Here is an 18,502-nt window from a genome sequence, read left to right as displayed (position 1 = left end):
TGCTTTCCGCATTCATCAGCACCGTGCCACCGGGCAACTCGACGGCAACAACGCTGCCTGCCGGGCTGCCGTCTTGATCTTGTCTCTGGGCTCACCCTCGTACAGGCGATCGCCTGGCTGCATCATAGGGAGATCGCGATAGGGTGGCGCGATCCCGGCACTGCTATCGTCTTGAGTTACGGCGCTTGATGGCTTTTGAAAGGGTACTCCCCTGCATAGGGCAAACTATGCAGGGGAGCGTTCCGGATCAGCGCGGGGATAGTGCGAGAATCCGGAAACTGCCGGTCACAACCGTCTTGGGCTTGCCCTTGACCCCAGGATTCAACCGGGCCGAGGGCAGATAAATCCGCCCCGTCGCCGGATCGAACGCAGCGGTACGGGCATTGGGCCCGGTGGCCACGGCGGGCTGCACATGAGCGCCGGCCTTGTCCATGGCGATAATCGAGAGCGAGCCGCTCTCGCCGCAAGGCACCAGGAAGCGATGATGCGCCGCGTCCCAGATCACGGTGTCGGGCCCCATGCCGATCGGCAGCATACGCACCACCTTGCGATGGGCGATGTCGACCAGCGCGGCCTTGCCATTGGCACAGGCGCTCAGCGCCAGCCCGCCATCGCCCATCGCAAGGCCGGTGGGGCCTTCGCAGCCGGGCAGCGGGATGGTGCCGGCCGGCTTGTTGGTGGCCAGATCGGCCAGTTCGATCTCGTTGAAATCCTCGGTGTTCACCGCCAGCAGCGTGGGGCTGGCCAGCACCGCCACTTCAAGCCCGGTCTTGAGCGGAATGCGCCCGGTTTCCTTCATGCTGTCGAGATCGACCACCGAGATCGCCCCGGCCTTGGCGGCCATGACATAGGCCTTGTGGCCATCGGCGCTCAGCACCGTGGCGTCAGGGTCCTTGGCGACGGCGATGCGGTTCACTTCGGCGCCGCTGGCGCCATCGAGAATGCGCACGCTGTCGTCGAATTTGCTGGTCACCAGAATGCGGTCACGTCCAGGCAGCGGCACCACGGCGTGGGCATACTGGATCTGGCCGATGGCGCGCACATGGCGGGTGGCCGGATCGATCACCAGCACATCCTTGCCATGGGCGACCAGCAGACGGTGATGTTCACCATCCCATTGGGCGAAATCCCAGAGATCGTCCGGAGCCTGAATGGCGGGCAGGGGCTTAAAGGCCGGAGCGGCGGGCGCGGCCATCGCGGCAGGCGCGGCCAGCACGCTCAGCAGCGCGCTGGTGGCGGCCAGCAGGGAACGGAAGGAAGAAGGCATGGCAGGGGTTCCTTTCTGCATCAGAATTTCAGCTTCACGCCGGTCTCGATGGTGACATCGTAGAACTCGCGCTGGATGGGGCGATTGGGCGAACCCTCGTAGAAGCGCAGGGGCGCGTTGGTCAGGTTCTTGACGTTGAGATAAAGCTGGGCGCGATGCGTCAGGTCATAGCTGCCGTTCAGATCCAGCGTGTAGCGGCTGTCCTGAAAGACATCGGTGGCGCGGCTGGAGCCGACACCGAACAACACGCTGCTTTCGAACTGCGAGGCGAGGCGGACCTTGGTCTTGCCGCGCTCATAGAACAATGCCGCGTTCCACGATGTGCCGAAGGTGCCGGGCAGGGTGACATTGCCCTCGCCTGAGCGCAGCCCGACGCCGCTGTTCACATGGGTGAAGTTGGCATCGATGCCGAAGCCGCTGAGCAGGCCGGGCAGGGCGGTGAATTTGTCGACGAAATTCAGCTCGAAACCGCGCGCATGGGCGTGGCGGGCGTTCTCATAGGTCGAGACCAGGAAGATCCCCGCATTGCCCTGATAGCCGTTCACCCGGTTGGTGCGGGTGACGACATAGTCGAGCAGTTCCTTGTCGAAACCGGTGATCGAGATCACCCCGGCATCGGGCAGGTAATATTCCAGCGAGGCATCGAAATTATGGCTGTAGGTCGGCAGCAGATTGGGGTTGCCGGTGCTGACCGTCAGTCCGCCGAAATCGACGCTGGTGGACTGCTGCGTCTGGTAGAAGCCGGGCCGCGCGATGCCGGTGGAATAGGTGGCACGGGCGACCAGCTTCGGGCTGGCCTGATAGCGCAGCTGCAGCGTCGGGAAGACGTTGTCGTAATTGCGCCCGGTGGAGAGCGGGGCGAAGGTGGTGTTGCCATTGGCATCGGTGCTGCTGCCGATGCCGCGATAGACGGCATGGGTGTGTTCGAAGCGCAGCCCGGCCAGCACGCCCAGCTTGCCAAACGTGCCCTGATATTGTGCGAAACCGGCGGCGATGTTCTCGGTATCGTCGAAATAACCGCCCGGATTGAGCGCCAGACCCGAATTGCTCTGCGCGAAGAGTGAACGCAGCGCCGGGCCATTGATCACCGGGCCGATGTCATAACCGGCATGGTAGAAATCGGTGACATTGCCGCCCACAGCATCCTGCGAGAGCGAACGCGTGCCGGTCAGCGTGGCGCTGGCCGTATAGGGGCGGGCGACCTTGTCGCGGAAGCGCAGCTTGGCGCCGACCTTGATCTCGTCGCCCGGCGTCAGGCCGATCGGCAGCGACAGGCTGCCCGCGCCCGACCATTCCTGATCGACATCATGCTCGGACTGATTGCCGATCCCGCTCAGCGTGTAATTGGCGGGGTTGGTCAGCCCGGTGCCCTGTGTGACGCTGTAGCCCGGCAGATTGGGGTTGGTGATGTTGTCGTAAGCGATGGTGTAGCTGTTGGTGTTGTCGTAGGTCGAATTGTAGTCGTAATGCTTGTCATAGCTGGCGCGCGAATAGGCTCCCCAATACTCCAGATGCGCATTGCCAAGATGATTGTCAGCGCCAAGCTGCACCACGATGTTGCGATGGGTTTCGTCATAATCGCGCAGCGTCTTCTGCGCCGAGCCCGTGTCGGTCAGCGTGTTGCCGCTGGCAGTGGGGTTGCCGTCGAAATTGATGACCATGCGGTTGCGATAGGCATGCTCATTGTATCCGGCCATGCTGGCGCGCAGATAATAACGCTGCCCTTCCGAGGGCACGAAATCCATCTCGCCCGAATAGCCGAAGCGCTGGCGATAATAATCATACTTGCGCAGTTCCAGCGCGGAGAAAGCCTTGTCGGGTGTACCTGCGGCATCGACATAGCCGGCTTCCATATCGTGGAAGCTGCGATGATCATTGTAGAGGAACTGGCTGAGCACGAAGGACACCTTCGAGTCCTGCCCGCCGATCGGTCCGCCGACCACTACCTCGTCGCGATAAAGCCCCTTGCCGGCAAAGGTTTCCACGCCGCCGCCCAGCGTGACGTCGGCGAAGAGACGGTTGGCGCCGATGGCGGTGCGCGGGGTCAGTTCCACCGATCCGCCGATGCCCTCGGCGTCGTGATCGGGCAGGCCGGTCTTGATGATGGACATGCGGTCGACCGCGCCGATGGGCACGGTGTCGAATTCCACCGCGCGGCCTGCCGCGTTGAAATAGGTGCCACCGGGCTGGGTGTTGAGCAGGACGACACCGCCCATGGTCGAGCCGTTGAAATTACCGTCCAGGCCGCGGATGTTGATGAAGCGGCCTTCGCCGGTGTCGATCGACAAGGCAACACCGGGCATGCGGCTGAGCGCTTCGGCGGCGTTGACATCGGGATATTTGGCGATGGCTTCGGCTGCCTGCACATTGATGAGATTGGGCGCGGCCTTTTGCTCTTCACGCGCGGTATGCGCCAGTCGCCCCGAGACGACGATGCCGCCTTGATCCGAGGTGTCATTGGCAGGTGCGTCAGTGCCTGTTGCCATGGCCGCGGCGGGCAGCATGGCAAAGGCAAGGGCGGTCAAGGAGATGAGTCTGGTATGCATGTTAGTCCCCGGCTTTTATGAAAATTTATGCCGGTCATTCAATCGAAATGTTACAGTTATGGTGTCGATAATTATTGATTATTGCCAACATGATTTATCATTAAATTTATTCAATGTTCTGATTTTGTGTTTTTCAGCTATATACTAAAATATAGATGATGAAATAAATGATGATAATTTAATTTCATGACGGATTTAATTTTATAAATTAATATGACCGGCCTTGATGATGTGCTCAGATCTGATATGATACAGATCAATTTCGAGCACGATTCTAGTTTTCATATTTCCAAGGTGGCGAATGAGGCCTCGTCGGGCTGGATGGTCGTCACATGCTTTAGGAGTGCAGCGTGAGCAGCCCGGCAAGTTCGGTAACACTGCTCTGCGCCCAAGCCTGGACCGCCTGAGGCTGGAGTTTTGAACCTTGCCCGGTCCCGGTGGGCTGGTGGCGAATGAAGGTACCTCCCAAACAAAACTGCATGGGGTTCGTGCAACATCGTTGATTTTCGTTTGGGCTCATCGGGCCGATGATGCGGGCCATGGGAAACAGCCCACACATCAGCGAGAACCATCATGCAAGCAGCCATTCTTGAAGCCAACGGAGCCCCCTTCACCCTCACCACGATCGAGCTGCCGCAGCCCGGCCCCGGACAGGTGCGTGTCCGCATCGCCGCCAGCGGTGTCAATCCGCTCGATCTCAAGATCCATCAGGGCCAGGCCGCCCATGCGAAGCATCCCGTCCCCGCCGTACTCGGGCTCGATCTGGCCGGCACGGTCGAGGCTGTCGGCGAGGGTGTCACCCGCTTCCGCCCCGGCGATGCGGTTTATGGCATGACCGGCGGCGTTGGCGGTCATCAAGGGTCGCTGGCCGAGGCCGCGATCGTCGACGCCGATCTGCTGGCGATCAAGCCCGCCAATCTGTCGATGCGCGAAGCCGCCGCCCTGCCGCTGATCACCATCACCGCCTGGGAAGGCATGGTGGACCGCATGGACGTCAAGGCCGGTGACACGGTGCTGGTTCAGGGCGGAGCGGGCGGTGTCGGCCATGTCGCCGTCCAGATCGCCCTGTCGCGCGGCGCGGAGGTCTTCGCCACGGGTTCGGCAGAGCAGCGGGGCGTGATCGAAAGGCTGGGCGCGATCTTTATCGACCGCCATGAGCCCGTCGCCGATTATGTCGCGCGCCTGACCGCCGGAGAAGGCTTCGATCGCGTGTATGACACGGTGGGCGGCGTGGGGCTCGATGCCTCCTTCCAGGCCGTGCGGCGCTTTGGCCATGTGGTCAGTTGTCTGGGCTGGGGCGCGCATGCGCTGGCGCCGCTGTCCTTCAAGGGGGCCAGCTATTCGGGCGTGTTTACCCTGATGCCGCTGCTGTCGGGCGTCGGTCGCGCCCATCATGGCGAGATTTTGGCCCAGGCCGCACAGCTTGTCGAAGCGGGCAGCCTGCTGCCGATGGTTGATGCGCGTCATTTCACGCTGGAGACGGTCTGCGATGCCTATCGCACGCTGAGCGCCGGAGAAGCGCGCGGAAAGATCGTCGTCGATATCGCGGAAGGCGCCTCTCGCTAAAGGCTGATCCCCAGCACGGTAAGGCAGCCGCTCTCACTTGGGTGAGGGCGGCTGCTGTCGCGTTGGGTCCGGACCTTTCCACCCGGCGCGGCTCTCGGCGCTCTATCCGCAGGTGCTGCATCGGGTGCGGGTGCTCCTCGACTGGATCGCCGGGATTTTCCAAAAGGCATCCTTGTGATCGCGGCGCATGCTGCGGTATGGGGCTGTGACATGACGACGATCTCGCTTCGCGCCGATTGCGCGAATTGCTCTGCCCTGTGCTGCATGGCGCTCGCTTTCGACCGCTCGAGCCTGTTTGCGATCGACAAGCCTGCGGGTGAGCCGTGCCCCAATCTCGATGCATGTGGCCAGTGCAGGGTTCATGATCAGCGGGCGGATCTGGGGTTTGGCGGCTGCATCGCTTTCGATTGCCGGGGCGCGGGCCAGCGGGCCACGGACCTGTTCCGCGCGGAGGGGGGCTGGATGAAGAACCCCGCTCTCATCGGACCGATCTCGCGTGTGTTCAGCGATTTGCTGCGGGTGCATGACTATCTCTCGCTGCTGGAACAGGTTGAGGCCTTCGACCTCTCGCCAGGCGAGCGCGACACCCTTGCGGAACTGCGCATGGTGCTGGAACGCGATGACGCCAGCCATGCCGAGGTGAAGGCCGCACAGGGGCAGATCGACACCTTCCTCAAGAGCCTCAGAAGTCATGTCGAGGCGAAGCGCTGACGCCTCATGGCTTATGGGTAAAGCGTTTCGACCGCTGGAGAACGAGAATCTCCGAAGCTGATCTGTTGCAAAAATTCATCACCATCCTTGTATGCCGGGCCGGATCAGGGCGGGTTCGAGCATGTCTGATGATGAGATTATGTGGCAGAAGATCGGCATAAGATCATGAATTCACGTCGTAAAAATTCATTCACGATGCCGACGCGCGAAAATTGTGCAATCAATTGCAAAACAGATTGCAATCGATTGTCTTTGGGCTAGACAGAGTGCCAAGCCGACTCCAGAACAGGAAGGAGCGGCAGGATTTTTTCCGGGGGAGGATCTTATGAAGCAGTCTCTGCTCGCGCCCTGCGCATCGCTTGTTGCCGTTACCCTTTCGCTGCTGGCCGCGCCCGCTTTCGCTCAGGATGCGAAGCCCGCCGGTGATAGCGACGTGAAGGACATCGTCGTCACCGCCTCATCGGCAGGCAAGACGGCGCAGAACAGCTCGATCTCGGTCACGCAGGTCAGCCAGGATTCGATCCTGAACTTCACGCCCCGCTCGCAGGCCGAGGCGCTGCGCAGCATTCCGGGCCTCAACATTCAGGACACCGCCGGGCCGGGCGGCAATTCGAACATCGGCGTGCGCGGCATTCCGGTCAGCACCGGCGGCTCGGAATATGTCGCGCTGCAGGAGGATGGCCTGCCGGTCACGCTGTTCGGCGATATTTCCTTTGGCAACAACGACTACTGGATCCGCTTCGACAACAATGTCGACCGTGTCGAGGCCGTGCGCGGCGGCAGCGCCTCCACCTTTGCCAGCCAGGCGCCCGGCGCGGTGATCAACTATGTGTCTAAGACTGGCACGCAGGATGGCGGTTCCATCGGCCTGTCCAAGGCGCTCAACTACCGCGAGACCCGCGTCGATTTCGACTATGGCGGCCATCTGTCGGACAGCGTGCGCTTCCACATCGGCGGCTATGCCGTCGATGGCAACGGCCCGACGCATCTGCCCTACACCGCCGAAAAAGGCTATCAGATCAAGGCTAACATCACCAAGGACTTCGCCGACGGCAAGGGCTACATCCGCCTGAATTTCAAGCGGATGGACGATCAGGAGCCGACCTTCACCTCCATGCCCGCGCTGGCCACCCTGTCGGGCAACAAGGTCACCGGTTTTTCGATGATCCCCGGCATCGATCCGCGCCAATATGCCTCCACTGGTCTCTACAACCAGAGCTTCCGTGTGCTGGCCGCCAATGGCACGCTGCAGACGGTGCAGATGCAGGGCATCCATCCGGTCGTCACCTCGGTGGGCGGCGAGTTCCATTACGAATTCGCCCATAACATCACCGTCACCGACAAATTCCGCTGGACCGACATGAGCGGTACCTTCAGCAACCAGTGGACCGGCGAAGCCTCGACCTCGGCCATCGCGGGCACCGGCACCTTGCGCTATGCCGATGGGCCGCTCAAGGGTCAGGTCTACACCAGCCCCTTCGTGTCGAACAGCGCGCAGGCCTATGTGAACATGAATGACATGGGCAGCCTGGCCAACGATCTGACACTGGCCAGCAAGTTCGATGTCAGCAGCATCGCCAAGGTCAACGCCCGCGCGGGCTGGTTCCATATGCGCCAGACCATCGCGCAGGACTGGCGGATCAACAATGTCACCCAGTCGCTCAACAGCACGGGCAATCCGGTGCCGCTCGATCTCTTCTCGGCCAGCGGGGCGCAGCTTTCGGCCAGCGGGTTGACCGGCTTCAACAACCAGTGGGGCGGCTGCTGCGGCGGACGGGTGTACAACGTCAACTACACCGATGACGCGCCCTATTTCGAGCTGGAATCGGACATCGGCCGCCTGAATGTCGATGGCTCGGTGCGCGTCGATATCGTCCATGCGGGCGGCTATGCCTATGCTCCGGTGGCGGGTGCCAACATCACCATCAGCGACGCGCTGGGCAGCGCCAGCGTGCCGACCTACAACACCTCGGCCACCCCGACCGAGCGCCTGAACTACACCAAGAGCTATGCAAGCTGGTCGGTGGGCGCGCTCTACAAGCTGACGAACACCACCAATGCCTTCGTGCGCGTCAGCAGCGGCGGGCGCTTCAACGCCGACCGCCTGCTTTACAATGACAACAACTTCACCAGCGACGGCAAGCTGACGGCGGGCGGCGACCACCTCTCGGTCAACACCGTCACCCAGCAGGAACTGGGCGTGAAGCACACCAGCCACTTCGGCGAGGTGCGCGTGCATGGCGAGGCGACGGTCTATCGCGCGCAGGTCAAGGAATCGAACTACGATTTCACCGCGCCGAGCCGCGGCCAGAACCCCTTCATCGACACCGTCTATCACGCCAGCGGTGTCGAGCTGTCGGGCAACATGGGCTGGGGCAAGTTCAGCATGAACGGCTATGTCGTCTACACCGACGCCAAGGATGCCGTCTCGAAGAAGACCGCCTTTGCCATGCCCAAATGGACCTGGCTGCTCTCGCCCACCTATGACGCGGGCTTTGCGGCGATCGGCGCCAGCGTCAGCGGCCAGTCCAGCTTCTATCTGGGCGATATGGTGACGCAGGCGCCCGGCTCCACCTTCGTCAATGCCTTCGTGAAGGTGCGCCCGGTCGAGCGGCTGGAGATCGGCTTCAACGTCAACAATCTGTTCAACACGCTGGGCTTCCGCGCCAACAACGGCAGCCTTGCGGTGACCGGGCCGGTGCCGGGTCTGGCCGCCAATCAGGCGATCTTCGACAATTCGGCGATGCTGGGCCGCACGATGACCGCGTCGATCAAATACCGCTTCTGAGCAAAGAAGCCCTGCGGGTCGCATCGCGGGATAGAGGCGGGCACGGAAGGGCAACTTCCGGCCCGCCTTTTTCATGGTACAAAGACGGTGAGGGGAGAGATGATGGACAACAAGCCTATCCGTTCGGTGCTGATCGTGGGGGGTGGCACGGCGGGCTGGATGAGCGCGGCGATGCTGGCGCATGCTCTGCAGCGTGACTGTACCGTCACGCTCATTGAGTCCGAAGAGATCGGCACCGTCGGCGTGGGCGAGGCGACCATTCCGCCGATCCGCATGTTCAACCAGACGCTGGGCGTGGACGAGCGCGCCTTCATGAAGGCCACGCAGGGCACCTTCAAGCTGGGCATCGAATTTGTGAACTGGGGGCGGCAGGGGCATTGCTATTTCCACCCCTTCGGGCCGCATGGGCGCGATTTCGATATGGTGCCGCTGCATCAGCACTGGCTGAAGGCGCGGGCCGAGGGCGAAACCGCCCCGCTCGATGACCACGCCATGGCCTGGGCGCTGGCGAAGGAGAACAAGTTCACCCATCCCTCAGCCGATCCGCGTTCGGTGCTTTCCACTTTCGACTATGCCTATCATTTCGACGCCGGGCTCTATGCCCGCTTCCTGCGCAGCTATGCCGAGGCCAAGGGCGTGCGCCGCATCGAGGGCAAGATCGCCGGTGCCCGCCTGCGCGGCGAGGATGGCTTTGTCGCCGCCGTCGGCATGGAGGATGGCCGCAGTTTCGAGGCCGACCTCTTCATCGATTGCTCGGGCTTTCGCGGGCTGCTGATCGAGCAGGCGCTGGGCACCGGCTATGAGGACTGGACCCACTGGCTGCCCTGCGACCGCGCCGTGGCCATGCCCTGCGAAAATGTCGGAGAGCCCACCCCCTACACACGCTCCACCGCGCAGGAGGCCGGGTGGCAATGGCGCATTCCGCTGCAGCATCGCACCGGAAATGGCTATGTCTTCTGCAGCCAGCATCTGAATGAAACCGAAGCCGCCGATCTGCTGACGCAAAGGCTGGACGGCAAGGCGCTGGGCGATCCGCGTGCCCTGCGCTTCACCACCGGGCGGCGCAAGCTGCACTGGAACCGCAATGTGGTGGCGGTCGGCCTGTCCTCGGGCTTTCTCGAACCGCTGGAATCGACCTCGATCCATCTGATCCAGGCCAACATCGCCAAGCTGATCGCCCTCTTCCCCGACCGCGACTTCGATCCGGCCACGCGCGACGAGTTCAACCGCATCGCCGCCACCGAAATGGAGCGCATCCGCGACTTCATCATTCTGCACTACAAGCTGACCCAGCGCGACGACACCGAGCTTTGGCGTTACTGCGCGGCGATGGACATCCCCGACACGCTGGCGATGAAGATCGACCACTTCCGCCGCCATGGCCGCCTGATCGCGCGCGAGATGGATCTCTTCGCCCCGCCAAGCTGGCTCTCGGTGCATATCGGCCAGTTCAACGATCCTGTGGGCCTCGACCCACTGCTCGATCACCGCAGCGTTGATGCGCGCGGCTGGCTGGCCCGTCTGCGCGCCGCCATGGCCGAAGAAGCCGCCCGCGCCCCCACGCACCGACAGGTGATCGACCGCCACTGCCGCGCCTGAGAATTGCCTTGCAATTCCCGCCATGGCGCCGACAACAGCAACATGAACGGCAGGAGCAAGATCCGCAACATCAAGGAACTGGCCGAGCTGGCCGGTGTCTCGACCGGCACCGTGTCGCGCGCGCTGGCCGGGTCGCACCTTATCAGCCTGAAAACCCGCGAGCGCATTCAGGCCCTGGCCGACGAGCACAATTTCCGCCCCAACGCGCTGGCCCGCAATCTGCGCACCCAGCGCACCGGGGCCATCGGCGTGCTGATCCCGCTGGGCCACGAAACCGGGCAGCACATGTCCGACCCCTTCTTCATCACCATGCTGGGCCTACTGGCCGACGCCCTGACCGAACGCGGCTATGACCTGCTCCTCAGCCGCGTTATCCCCACCGACGACCTCTGGCTGGAGCGCATGACTTCGTCAGGCCGCGTTGACGGGGTCATCGTCATCGGCCAGTCGGACCAATCCGCCACCATCGATGCCGTCGCCGCGCATTACCATCCACTGGTGGTCTGGGGCGGTTACAGCACCGGCCAGACGCATTGTTCGGTCGGCTCGGACAACCGCCTCGGCGGCGATCTGGCCGCAAGCCATCTGATCGCCCAGGGTTGCGAGCGCATCGCCTTCTTCGGCGACCCCAAGGCGCAGGAAATCGCCCACCGCCTCGACGGCTGCCGCGATGCCATGGCCCGCGCGGGCCTGCTCGACCAATTGACCGTGCTGCCCGCCCACCTTGTGGCCGAAGCCGCGCATCCCGATATCGCCAGCTTCCTCGGCCATGCCGACCAGCGCCCGCAAGGCATCGTCGCCGCCTCCGACGTGATCGCCATGAGCGCCCTGCGGGTGCTGGCGGAACAAGGCCTGTCCGTGCCGGAAGACATGCGGGTGATCGGCTATGACGGCCTCGCCATGAGCGAACAGACCGTGCCGCGTCTCACCACCATCAGTCAGGACCTGAACGAAGGCGCGGGCCATCTGGTGGACATGCTGTTGCGCCGGATCGCGGGTGAGGAAACGGACAGTGTGGTGATGGAGCCCCGGTTGATTGTGCGGATGTCAGGGTAGGGGATTTCAGGAAGGAAGATGCGAGGGGGTTACCCCCTCGCGCTCCCATGACGTCTTCCGGCGACAGGGCGGCCTTTCCTCTGATCCTCGCGCCTGACCTCTCCACCTGCGCAACCTAAAGCGCCGCAGGCAGTCTTTCCGTCGCGCGAGGTATGGAGTGCAAGCCTGCGGCGCGGCAAGCCGAGCGCAAAGGCCGAACCCGATGCGCCAAGGCAGACAACTAAAGGGAGCGCGAGGGCGATGGCCCTCGCATCTTCTACTTTTCTTCCTTCAAAACCAGAGCCAAAGCCCCCAGCAACCCGGCATTATCCCCCAGAGCAGGCGCGACAACCACCTCCTGCGGATCACCGATAAAATACCCCGCGCCCAGTTCGCGCGCCGCCGCGCGGATCTTGTCGAGGATGCCGGGCGCATGCATCACTCCGCCGCCCAGCACGATCCGCGCCGGGTCCATAATCGCCTGAAAGCTGCAGATCGCCTGCCCGATATACCAGGCGATGATCGTTGAGGCGGGATGATCGGCAGGCAGCTCGGAAAGAGACGCGCCCCAGCGGTCCTTGATCGCGGGGCCGGCGACCAGCCCCTCGAAGCAGTCGCCATGGAAGAGGCAGAAACCGGGGTAATCCTGATCCAGCGGATGGCGCTTCATGCGGATATGGCCCATTTCCGGGTGGGTCAGCCCGTGCAGCAGGCCTCCGCCCGCGCCGACGAAACCCCCGCCGACCCCCGTGCCGATTGTCAGATACAGCAGCGAGTCATGCTCTATGCCCGCGCCCCAGCGGTGCTCGGAAAGGGCCGCGCCGTTCACATCGGTATCGATCACCACCGGGCAGTTGAAGCCTCGCGCGAAGGGCGTCACCAGATCGGCGCCCGACCAGTGAGGTTTGGGCGTGCGGGTGATATGGCCCCATGTGGGCGAGGCGCGGTTGAGATCCAGCGGGCCAAAGCTGGCGATGCCAATGGCCTCGGGGTTGCGCAACCCTTGCTCGCGGAACCATGCGACGCAGGCCTCCAGCGTTTCCTGCGGGGTGGTGGTGGGGACCTGATGGCGCGCCGAGATGGCGCGGGTTTCGTCGGCGATGCCCAGCACGAATTTCGTGCCACCCGCCTCGATCAAGCCATACTGTGCCATCAGGCCTGCTCGACCCATGCGCTGGTGCCATCCAGCGTGATGCTGAACAGCGGGGCGGGGCGTCCGGCAAAATGGGCGCGGCGCCATGCGGCATCGTCCACCTGTCCGCCGGGGGCGACGCCGGGCAGATCGGCGAAACCGGCGGCGGTCAGATTTTCGTCGATCCACCAGCTATAGGCCTGATAGGGCGTGTTTTCCGGATTGGCGGCGACCAGCCCCGTGCCGTTGAGCGGCTGATAGGGCCCGAGAATATCGTCTGCCACCATGCCATAGATGCCATTGGGGCCGCTGGGGCCATCGGGAGCGAAGACTTTGCGCTGGGTCGACCAGAACAGGTAATAGCGCCCATCGCGCGGGATCAGCAGCGGGCGTTCCTGTTCGTTGTTCAGCCCGTCGGCGCTGATCAGCGGAGGCAGGATGGTCCATTGCGTCAGCGCTTCATTGTCGGCGCGGGCGATGCCGATGCAGGCGTTGAAGGCCTCGATGGACTGCTTGAGCGAGCCGGTGAAGAGGATGTAGGTCGCCCCGTCGCGTGGATCGCGGACATGGGCGGGATCGCGAAAGCCCTTGATAAAGCCGGGTTTACCCTCACGCTGATTGACCAGCATGTAATGGTCATCGTCCGAGGTGAAGCTTTCCTGCGGCGTGGACCAGTCGGCGATGTTGGTTTGGCCATCCTTGCAGGTCAGGGTGCCCGTGGTCTGGAACAGGCGCTGGGCGAAGCTGGGGCGTGTCTCGGCCGGCCAGCCTGCCACGGTGTAGAACAGCGTGACCTGACCGCTTTGGGGATGCCACAAAGCGCTGCCCGCCCATTCGCGGCTGCCGGGGTTCAGGCCATCGGGCAGAGCATTGCCGCAATCCTGCCAGACGCCCTCGCGCTGGGTCATCAGGCGGATGCGGGCGATATGGTGGCGTTCCTCGGGATCAGGCAGAACAGGGGCCGAGAGCACAAACCACAAGGACCAGCCATCGAACAAGGCGGTGGAGCCATCCGCATTCTGCAGCGGCCACAGGTCCCACAGGTCGAGGCCGGGCAAGGCCGGGGGCAGGCTGGCCGGGTCGATGGTGGGAATGGTGAGGCGCGCTCTTTCCTCCGGGGACAGGGCGTCGATCGCGGCAACATGATCGGCGCGCCATGGCGAAGTCTGGACGCTCTGGACCGTCTGTGTCACGAAATCTGCTCCCGGAAATAGTCTTGTGGCAATGAGGCTAGGCGTGAAGGCATAAGATTGCAACAATCGTTTGCATTTGTTGATTGCATGGGAAGATTTTGCATTGTCGGGCGGCCGGTCAGAGGGCGGTCAGGCGATAGATCAGCACGGCTTCGCCCTTCATCGGCGGCAGGGGCAGGCCGCTCCGGATCAGCCAGCTTCCGGCGATCTCTCGCGCTTCGCCCTGTTCGGGCGCCACGCGATAGGAGCGCTGCGGATCGAGCATCGGCAGCCGCAGATGGGGCGCATGGCGCCAGCTTGTCGGGGCGGTGCGGGTAACATGCAGCAGCAGGTCGTGTGGTTCGCCATGGGCCTGCCACAGGATATGGTCGTCCGCCTCGCCCTGCCAGACGGCGCCGTGATGGAATTGTTCGCGAATAGCCTTGAAACGCGCGATGGCCCCGGCCAGCTCATCGCGATCCTTCTGATCGAGGCGGCGCACATCCAGTTCCACGCCGAAATGGCCGGGCAGGGCCACGCCGCTGCGAAATGCCATGCCCTGCATCCGCCCGGTGGAATGGGCGGGGCAGGCGCCGACATGGCTGCCCATCAACTCGGGCGGCATAAAGCGCAGGAAGCCGCGCTGGATGCTCACCCGGCTGATGGCATCGATGCAGTCGCTGGTCCAGAAGCGGTGGCTGTGCGCGACGATCCCGGCGTCGATCCGCCCGCCGCCGCCCGCGCAGCTTTCGATCTCCACCGCGGGGAAGGCGGCGCGCAGGCGCTCCATCAGCGCGTAGGTGCCCAGCACCTGGGCGCGGTATTGCGCATGGTTGCCCGCATGGGTCAGGTCGCGGTTATGGTCCCATTTCAGATAGGAGATCGGCAGCTCGCGCAGCAGCAGGGCGATGGCATTGAACAGATAGTCGCGCAGTTGCGGCAGGCTCATGTCCAGCACCAACTGGTTGCGCGCGGTGAGGCGCGGACGTCCATCGACATGCAGCGCCCAGTCGGGATGGGCGCGATAGAGCCCACTGTCGGGATTGACCATCTCGGGCTCGACCCACAGGCCGAATTCCATCCCCAGGCCGGTGACATGCCGGGCCAGCGGTGCCAGCCCTTGCGGATATTTCAACGGATCGGGCCACCAGTCGCCAAGGCTGGAGGTGTCGTCGTCGCGGCCCGCGAACCAGCCGTCGTCAAGCACGAAGCGTTCGATACCGATGTCGGCGGCGGCATCGGCCAGTTCCTTCAGCGCATCGAGATCATGGTCGAAATAGAAACCTTCCCATGTGTTGAGATGCACCTTGCGCGGGCTCATCGCGCCGCCCGGCCAGGCGATGCGGGCGCGGATCGCGCGGTGGAAGGCCTGGGCAACGCCATCCATGCCGTGGGCCGAGACGGTGGCCAGAACCTCGGGCGTGGTGATGCTCTCGCCCGGCGTCAGGCGCAGCTCTCCGGGGGCGAGGCTTTCGCCCAGCAGCCATTGGCGGCGGCCGTCGTCGATCCAGTCGATGGACTGGAGATGGTTGCCGCTCCATGCCAGTTGCGCGCCATAGGCGGTGCCATCGGCGCAGCGCACGATGGCGCCCGGGAAGCAGTCATGGCTGGTGAGCCCGCGCCGGTTCTCCCGCCGCCAGCCCGAGCGGGACAGCGCATCCTCGACGGGCACGAATTCGCTGTTGTGCCGCCCGGTGTAGGACAGCACGTTGTGCGCATCGGGCGGCAGCGGCAGGCAGGCGGAAGCGAGCCAGTGAACGTCCAGCAGATCCTTGCCGATGTTGGTCAGCGTGGTGGAGAGTGTGAGCACATCGCTCGCCGGATCGAGCCGGGCCGCAATGGTGATGGCCAGATCCGTCACATCATCGACCAGATGGAAACGCAGCGTATCATCCGCCGGGGTCTCCATCCGGCACCGCGTTATGGCATGGGTCCAGTCCCGCCCGGCGCGATGCGCGGCCAGAGCGGGTGCTCCGAACCATCCCATGCCGATCCCCGGAAACAGGCTGAGCGGCATATCGTGATGGAGCGAGAAGCTGGGTTCGGGCCGTTCCTCGCGCAAGGGGGCGGGTGGCACCACGCCATCGGGCAGGCGCGGGCCCCAATAGCGCCACAGCGGGGCCTCATCCGCGCGCACCTCCCAGATGGCGGTGCAGGCGGGGGAGTGCAGGATGACCCATTGGCCGTTTATGGCGGGGGTCATGCCGCGATCATCCCGTCAAGCATCCTGTCACGGGGGCTTTCCACCCGCAGCATGGTGGCCGCCGCGCAAAGCAGCAGCACGCCTGCCGCACCCACCGCCATGCGCGGGTCTCCGGAAAGCAGATGGTGGTAGATCCAGCCGAAGGTGAGTGCGTTCAGGATCATCGGCAGCACGATCATCATGTTGAAAATGCCCATATAGACGCCGGTCCGCTCGGGCGGGATCGATCCGGCAAGGATGACATAGGGATTGCCCATGATGCTGGCCCAGCCCAGCCCCAGCCCGAAAGCCGGGATCATCAGCGCCAGATGCTGGCCCAGTTCCGGCATGGCCAGAGCATGGAACAGCGCGGGCGCCGCCCCCTGCGCCGGGCCGACCTGAGGCAGATAGAGCAGGCCAAGACCACATAGCGCCAGACAGGCCATATGCGCGCGCGCCGGGCCCAGCCTGCGGGCCACCGGCACCATGGCAAAGGCCGCGACAAAGCCGATCAGATTGTAGAAGGCACCCAGTTGCTGGGTGGTCAGCACGGCATCGCGGAAAGCGCCGCTGGCCTTATCCGACGTGGCAAAGGCGGTGCGCCCGATGGAGAGCGCGCCATAGGCCCAATAGATCGCGAAAGCGTACCACTGGAACAGGCTCATCCATGCCATCTGGCGCATGGCGCGGGGCATTGTGACGATGGCGTCCCAGATCTCCGCCAGCGTGGCGGCGGCGGAACGGGGCACGGCGGCGATGCGCGCCTGCTCTTCAGGAGAGACCGGCAGTTCGGGCACCCGCAGCACCGACCACAGGATCGTGCTGATCGACAGCACCGCGCCGATCAGGAAGCTGACATGGGTGATTGTCGGGATGTTGTGGGCATCCACCGCATTGCGGTCAAAGCCCAGCCAGTAGACCAGAATGGAGGGCGTGAGAAACGCCAGACATTGCGCCAACCCTGTAAAGGCGCTCTGGCTGAGGAAGCCGATGGCGTGCTGGTCCGGGTTCAGCCGGTCCGAGACATAGGCGCGATAGGGCTCCATGGTGACATTGTTGCCAGCGTCGAGCAGCCACAGCAGGCTGGCGGCCATCAATATGCTGGTCGAATGCGGCATGGCGAAAAGGCCGAGCGAGCACATGATGGCGCCGATCAGGAAATAGGGCGTGCGCCGCCCGATGCGCGTCAGCGTGCGGTCCGACAGGGCACCGATCAGCGGCTGGATCAGCAGGCCCGTCATCGGCCCGGCCAGTTGCAGCACGGGCAGGGTGGCCTCATCGGCGCCCAGCCATGAGTAGATCGGGATCATATTGCCCTGCTGCAGGCCGAAGCTGAACTGCAGGCCGAGGAAACCCAGATTCATCTCGATGATGCGCAGCAGGGAGAGACGCGGCTTGGCAGTGGGAAGCACGTCATGCGCGGTCGCGGACGGATCGCGCATGGATAGGGACTGGGCCATGATGTTCTCTCTCCCCCCGCTTCCGGCCCGGACATTTTCGCCTCTGGGCGTGTCCTTATGCTATCGCGGTCGAAGGAGGCTTTACAAGCGTCGTGCGCGGATGGCAACAATCGATTGCATTAAGCGATGTGATTTCTTCTGAAGCCCTTTATCGACGCCCTTCAAACCAGACCGGTGGCCGCCAGTTCGCGCGCGCAGCGGCGCAGGGATGGCAGGAAATGGGTGCGCAGATCGACCACCGACACGCGCGAGGCCTGCGTCCCCACATTCACCGCCGCGACCACCCGACCCGACAGGCCGACCACCGGCACCGCCACCGAACGCAGCCCCATTTCCAGCTCCTGATCGATGATGGCATAGCCTTCCTCGGCCACCTTGTCGCAGATCGCCTGCAGGCGGTTGGGCTCGGTTTCGGTCAGTTCCGTCCGGGCCACCAGATCGGTGCGGCGGAAATAGGCGGCGCGGCTCTCCCTCGACATATCGGCCAGCAGCACGCGCCCCATCGAGGTGGTGTAGAGCGGCAGGCGGCTTCCCACCCGCAAGGCAATCGACATGATCCGCGAAACTTCGGCGCGGGCAATGTAAAACACCTGATCATCGTCGACGATGCCCAGCGAGCAGGACTCGCCCAGCTCATCGCGCAACTGATCGAGCAGAGGCTGCGCCCGCAGCGCCAGCGGGGTGGAGGAGAGGTACGCATAGCCCAGGGTCATCACCTTGGGCCGCAGTGCATAGTGGCTGCCGTCCTGCACGGCATAGCCCAGCTTCACCAGCGTGAGCAGGCAGCGGCGCACGGCGGGGCGGCTCAGGCCCGTCAGCTTGCTGGCCTGAGCGATGGTCATCGGGCGCTCCTGTTCGGCAAAGCAGCGCATCACCGCCAGACCGCGCGCCAGCGAGGCCATGAACTCCGGATCGCCAGGGGATTCGAGCAGATCTTCCATCATACTTTGGTGCTTTCGATAACCGATTACCGTACAATATACCGTTTATCGATTGACTCAAGAGGGGGTGAGGCAGAACCGGGAGGCAAGGACACAAGCTTTC

General features: G+C 63.7%; 12 protein-coding genes. 5 read left to right on the top strand and 7 right to left on the bottom strand.

Annotated elements, in window-relative coordinates; translation table 11 throughout:
• Positions 1-247: 247 nt before the first annotated feature.
• On the bottom strand, positions 248-1,267 hold the full coding sequence (locus tag ABDW49_RS24525; RefSeq protein ID WP_343616074.1) for a YncE family protein: 1,020 nt from the start codon (positions 1,265-1,267) through the stop codon (positions 248-250).
• A 20-nt stretch (positions 1,268-1,287) separates the two neighbouring features.
• On the bottom strand, positions 1,288-3,813 hold the full coding sequence (locus tag ABDW49_RS24520; protein WP_343616072.1) for a TonB-dependent receptor: 2,526 nt from the start codon (positions 3,811-3,813) through the stop codon (positions 1,288-1,290).
• 573 nt (positions 3,814-4,386) lie between these two features.
• Here ABDW49_RS24520 and ABDW49_RS24515 point away from each other — a divergent pair.
• The 5 genes from ABDW49_RS24515 to ABDW49_RS24495 all read left to right on the top strand — a co-directional run bounded on the left by ABDW49_RS24515 (position 4,387) and on the right by ABDW49_RS24495 (position 11,533).
• On the top strand, positions 4,387-5,379 hold the full coding sequence (locus ABDW49_RS24515) for a zinc-dependent alcohol dehydrogenase family protein (protein WP_343616070.1): 993 nt from the start codon (positions 4,387-4,389) through the stop codon (positions 5,377-5,379).
• Positions 5,380-5,589: 210 nt separating this feature from the next.
• Positions 5,590-6,090: a hypothetical protein gene (locus ABDW49_RS24510; RefSeq protein ID WP_343616068.1), complete on the top strand. Its 501-nt coding sequence runs from the start codon at positions 5,590-5,592 to the stop codon at positions 6,088-6,090.
• Positions 6,091-6,415: 325 nt separating this feature from the next.
• The gene (locus ABDW49_RS24505; protein ID WP_343616066.1) at positions 6,416-8,878 is read left to right on the top strand and encodes a TonB-dependent receptor; all 2,463 of its coding nucleotides are present in this window, start codon (positions 6,416-6,418) and stop codon (positions 8,876-8,878) included.
• A 99-nt stretch (positions 8,879-8,977) separates the two neighbouring features.
• Entirely contained in the window at positions 8,978-10,477 is a 1,500-nt protein-coding gene (locus tag ABDW49_RS24500) for a tryptophan halogenase family protein (protein ID WP_343616064.1), read from the top strand.
• A gap of 42 nt (positions 10,478-10,519) precedes the next feature.
• Positions 10,520-11,533, top strand: a complete 1,014-nt coding sequence (locus ABDW49_RS24495) for a LacI family DNA-binding transcriptional regulator (RefSeq protein WP_343616062.1) — start codon at positions 10,520-10,522, stop codon at positions 11,531-11,533.
• A gap of 256 nt (positions 11,534-11,789) precedes the next feature.
• Here the strand turns inward: ABDW49_RS24495 and ABDW49_RS24490 are convergent, their stop codons facing one another.
• From ABDW49_RS24490 to ABDW49_RS24470, 5 genes are all read right to left on the bottom strand, one after another.
• Positions 11,790-12,683 (bottom strand): ROK family protein, encoded by an 894-nt coding sequence (locus tag ABDW49_RS24490; RefSeq protein ID WP_343616060.1) that lies wholly within the window; start codon positions 12,681-12,683, stop codon positions 11,790-11,792.
• On the bottom strand, positions 12,665-13,837 hold the full coding sequence (locus ABDW49_RS24485; protein ID WP_343616058.1) for a glycoside hydrolase family 68 protein: 1,173 nt from the start codon (positions 13,835-13,837) through the stop codon (positions 12,665-12,667). Before ABDW49_RS24485 ends, ABDW49_RS24490 begins: the two co-directional genes overlap by 19 nt.
• Positions 13,838-13,955: 118 nt before the next feature.
• Entirely contained in the window at positions 13,956-16,019 is a 2,064-nt protein-coding gene (locus ABDW49_RS24480) for an alpha-galactosidase (RefSeq protein ID WP_343616056.1), read from the bottom strand.
• Entirely contained in the window at positions 16,016-17,362 is a 1,347-nt protein-coding gene (locus ABDW49_RS24475; protein ID WP_343617386.1) for an MFS transporter, read from the bottom strand. The genes ABDW49_RS24480 and ABDW49_RS24475 overlap by 4 nt, the downstream gene beginning before the upstream one ends.
• Positions 17,363-17,619: 257 nt before the next feature.
• On the bottom strand, positions 17,620-18,402 hold the full coding sequence (locus ABDW49_RS24470; RefSeq protein ID WP_343616055.1) for an IclR family transcriptional regulator C-terminal domain-containing protein: 783 nt from the start codon (positions 18,400-18,402) through the stop codon (positions 17,620-17,622).
• Positions 18,403-18,502 lie beyond the last annotated feature (100 nt).

The organism is Novosphingobium sp. (genome assembly GCF_039595395.1).
In the GTDB taxonomy this organism is placed as follows: domain Bacteria; phylum Pseudomonadota; class Alphaproteobacteria; order Sphingomonadales; family Sphingomonadaceae; genus Novosphingobium.
The sequence above is the reverse complement of the archived record's forward strand: the minus strand, read 5'-3'. Positions and strand labels throughout refer to the sequence as shown.

Excerpts from the sequence above, each read along its gene's own strand:
- ABDW49_RS24525 (WP_343616074.1), bottom strand. The coding sequence starts at position 1,267 with ATGCCTTCTTCCTTCCGTTCCCTGCTGGCCGCCACCAGCGCGCTGCTG.
- ABDW49_RS24520 (WP_343616072.1), bottom strand. The coding sequence starts at position 3,813 with ATGCATACCAGACTCATCTCCTTGACCGCCCTTGCCTTTGCCATGCTG.
- ABDW49_RS24515 (WP_343616070.1), top strand. The coding sequence starts at position 4,387 with ATGCAAGCAGCCATTCTTGAAGCCAACGGAGCCCCCTTCACCCTCACC.
- ABDW49_RS24510 (WP_343616068.1), top strand. The coding sequence starts at position 5,590 with ATGACGACGATCTCGCTTCGCGCCGATTGCGCGAATTGCTCTGCCCTG.
- ABDW49_RS24505 (WP_343616066.1), top strand. The coding sequence starts at position 6,416 with ATGAAGCAGTCTCTGCTCGCGCCCTGCGCATCGCTTGTTGCCGTTACC.
- ABDW49_RS24500 (WP_343616064.1), top strand. The coding sequence starts at position 8,978 with ATGATGGACAACAAGCCTATCCGTTCGGTGCTGATCGTGGGGGGTGGC.
- ABDW49_RS24495 (WP_343616062.1), top strand. The coding sequence starts at position 10,520 with ATGAACGGCAGGAGCAAGATCCGCAACATCAAGGAACTGGCCGAGCTG.
- ABDW49_RS24490 (WP_343616060.1), bottom strand. The coding sequence starts at position 12,683 with ATGGGTCGAGCAGGCCTGATGGCACAGTATGGCTTGATCGAGGCGGGT.
- ABDW49_RS24480 (WP_343616056.1), bottom strand. The coding sequence starts at position 16,019 with ATGACCCCCGCCATAAACGGCCAATGGGTCATCCTGCACTCCCCCGCC.
- ABDW49_RS24475 (WP_343617386.1), bottom strand. The coding sequence starts at position 17,362 with ATGAATCTGGGTTTCCTCGGCCTGCAGTTCAGCTTCGGCCTGCAGCAG.
- ABDW49_RS24470 (WP_343616055.1), bottom strand. The coding sequence starts at position 18,402 with ATGATGGAAGATCTGCTCGAATCCCCTGGCGATCCGGAGTTCATGGCC.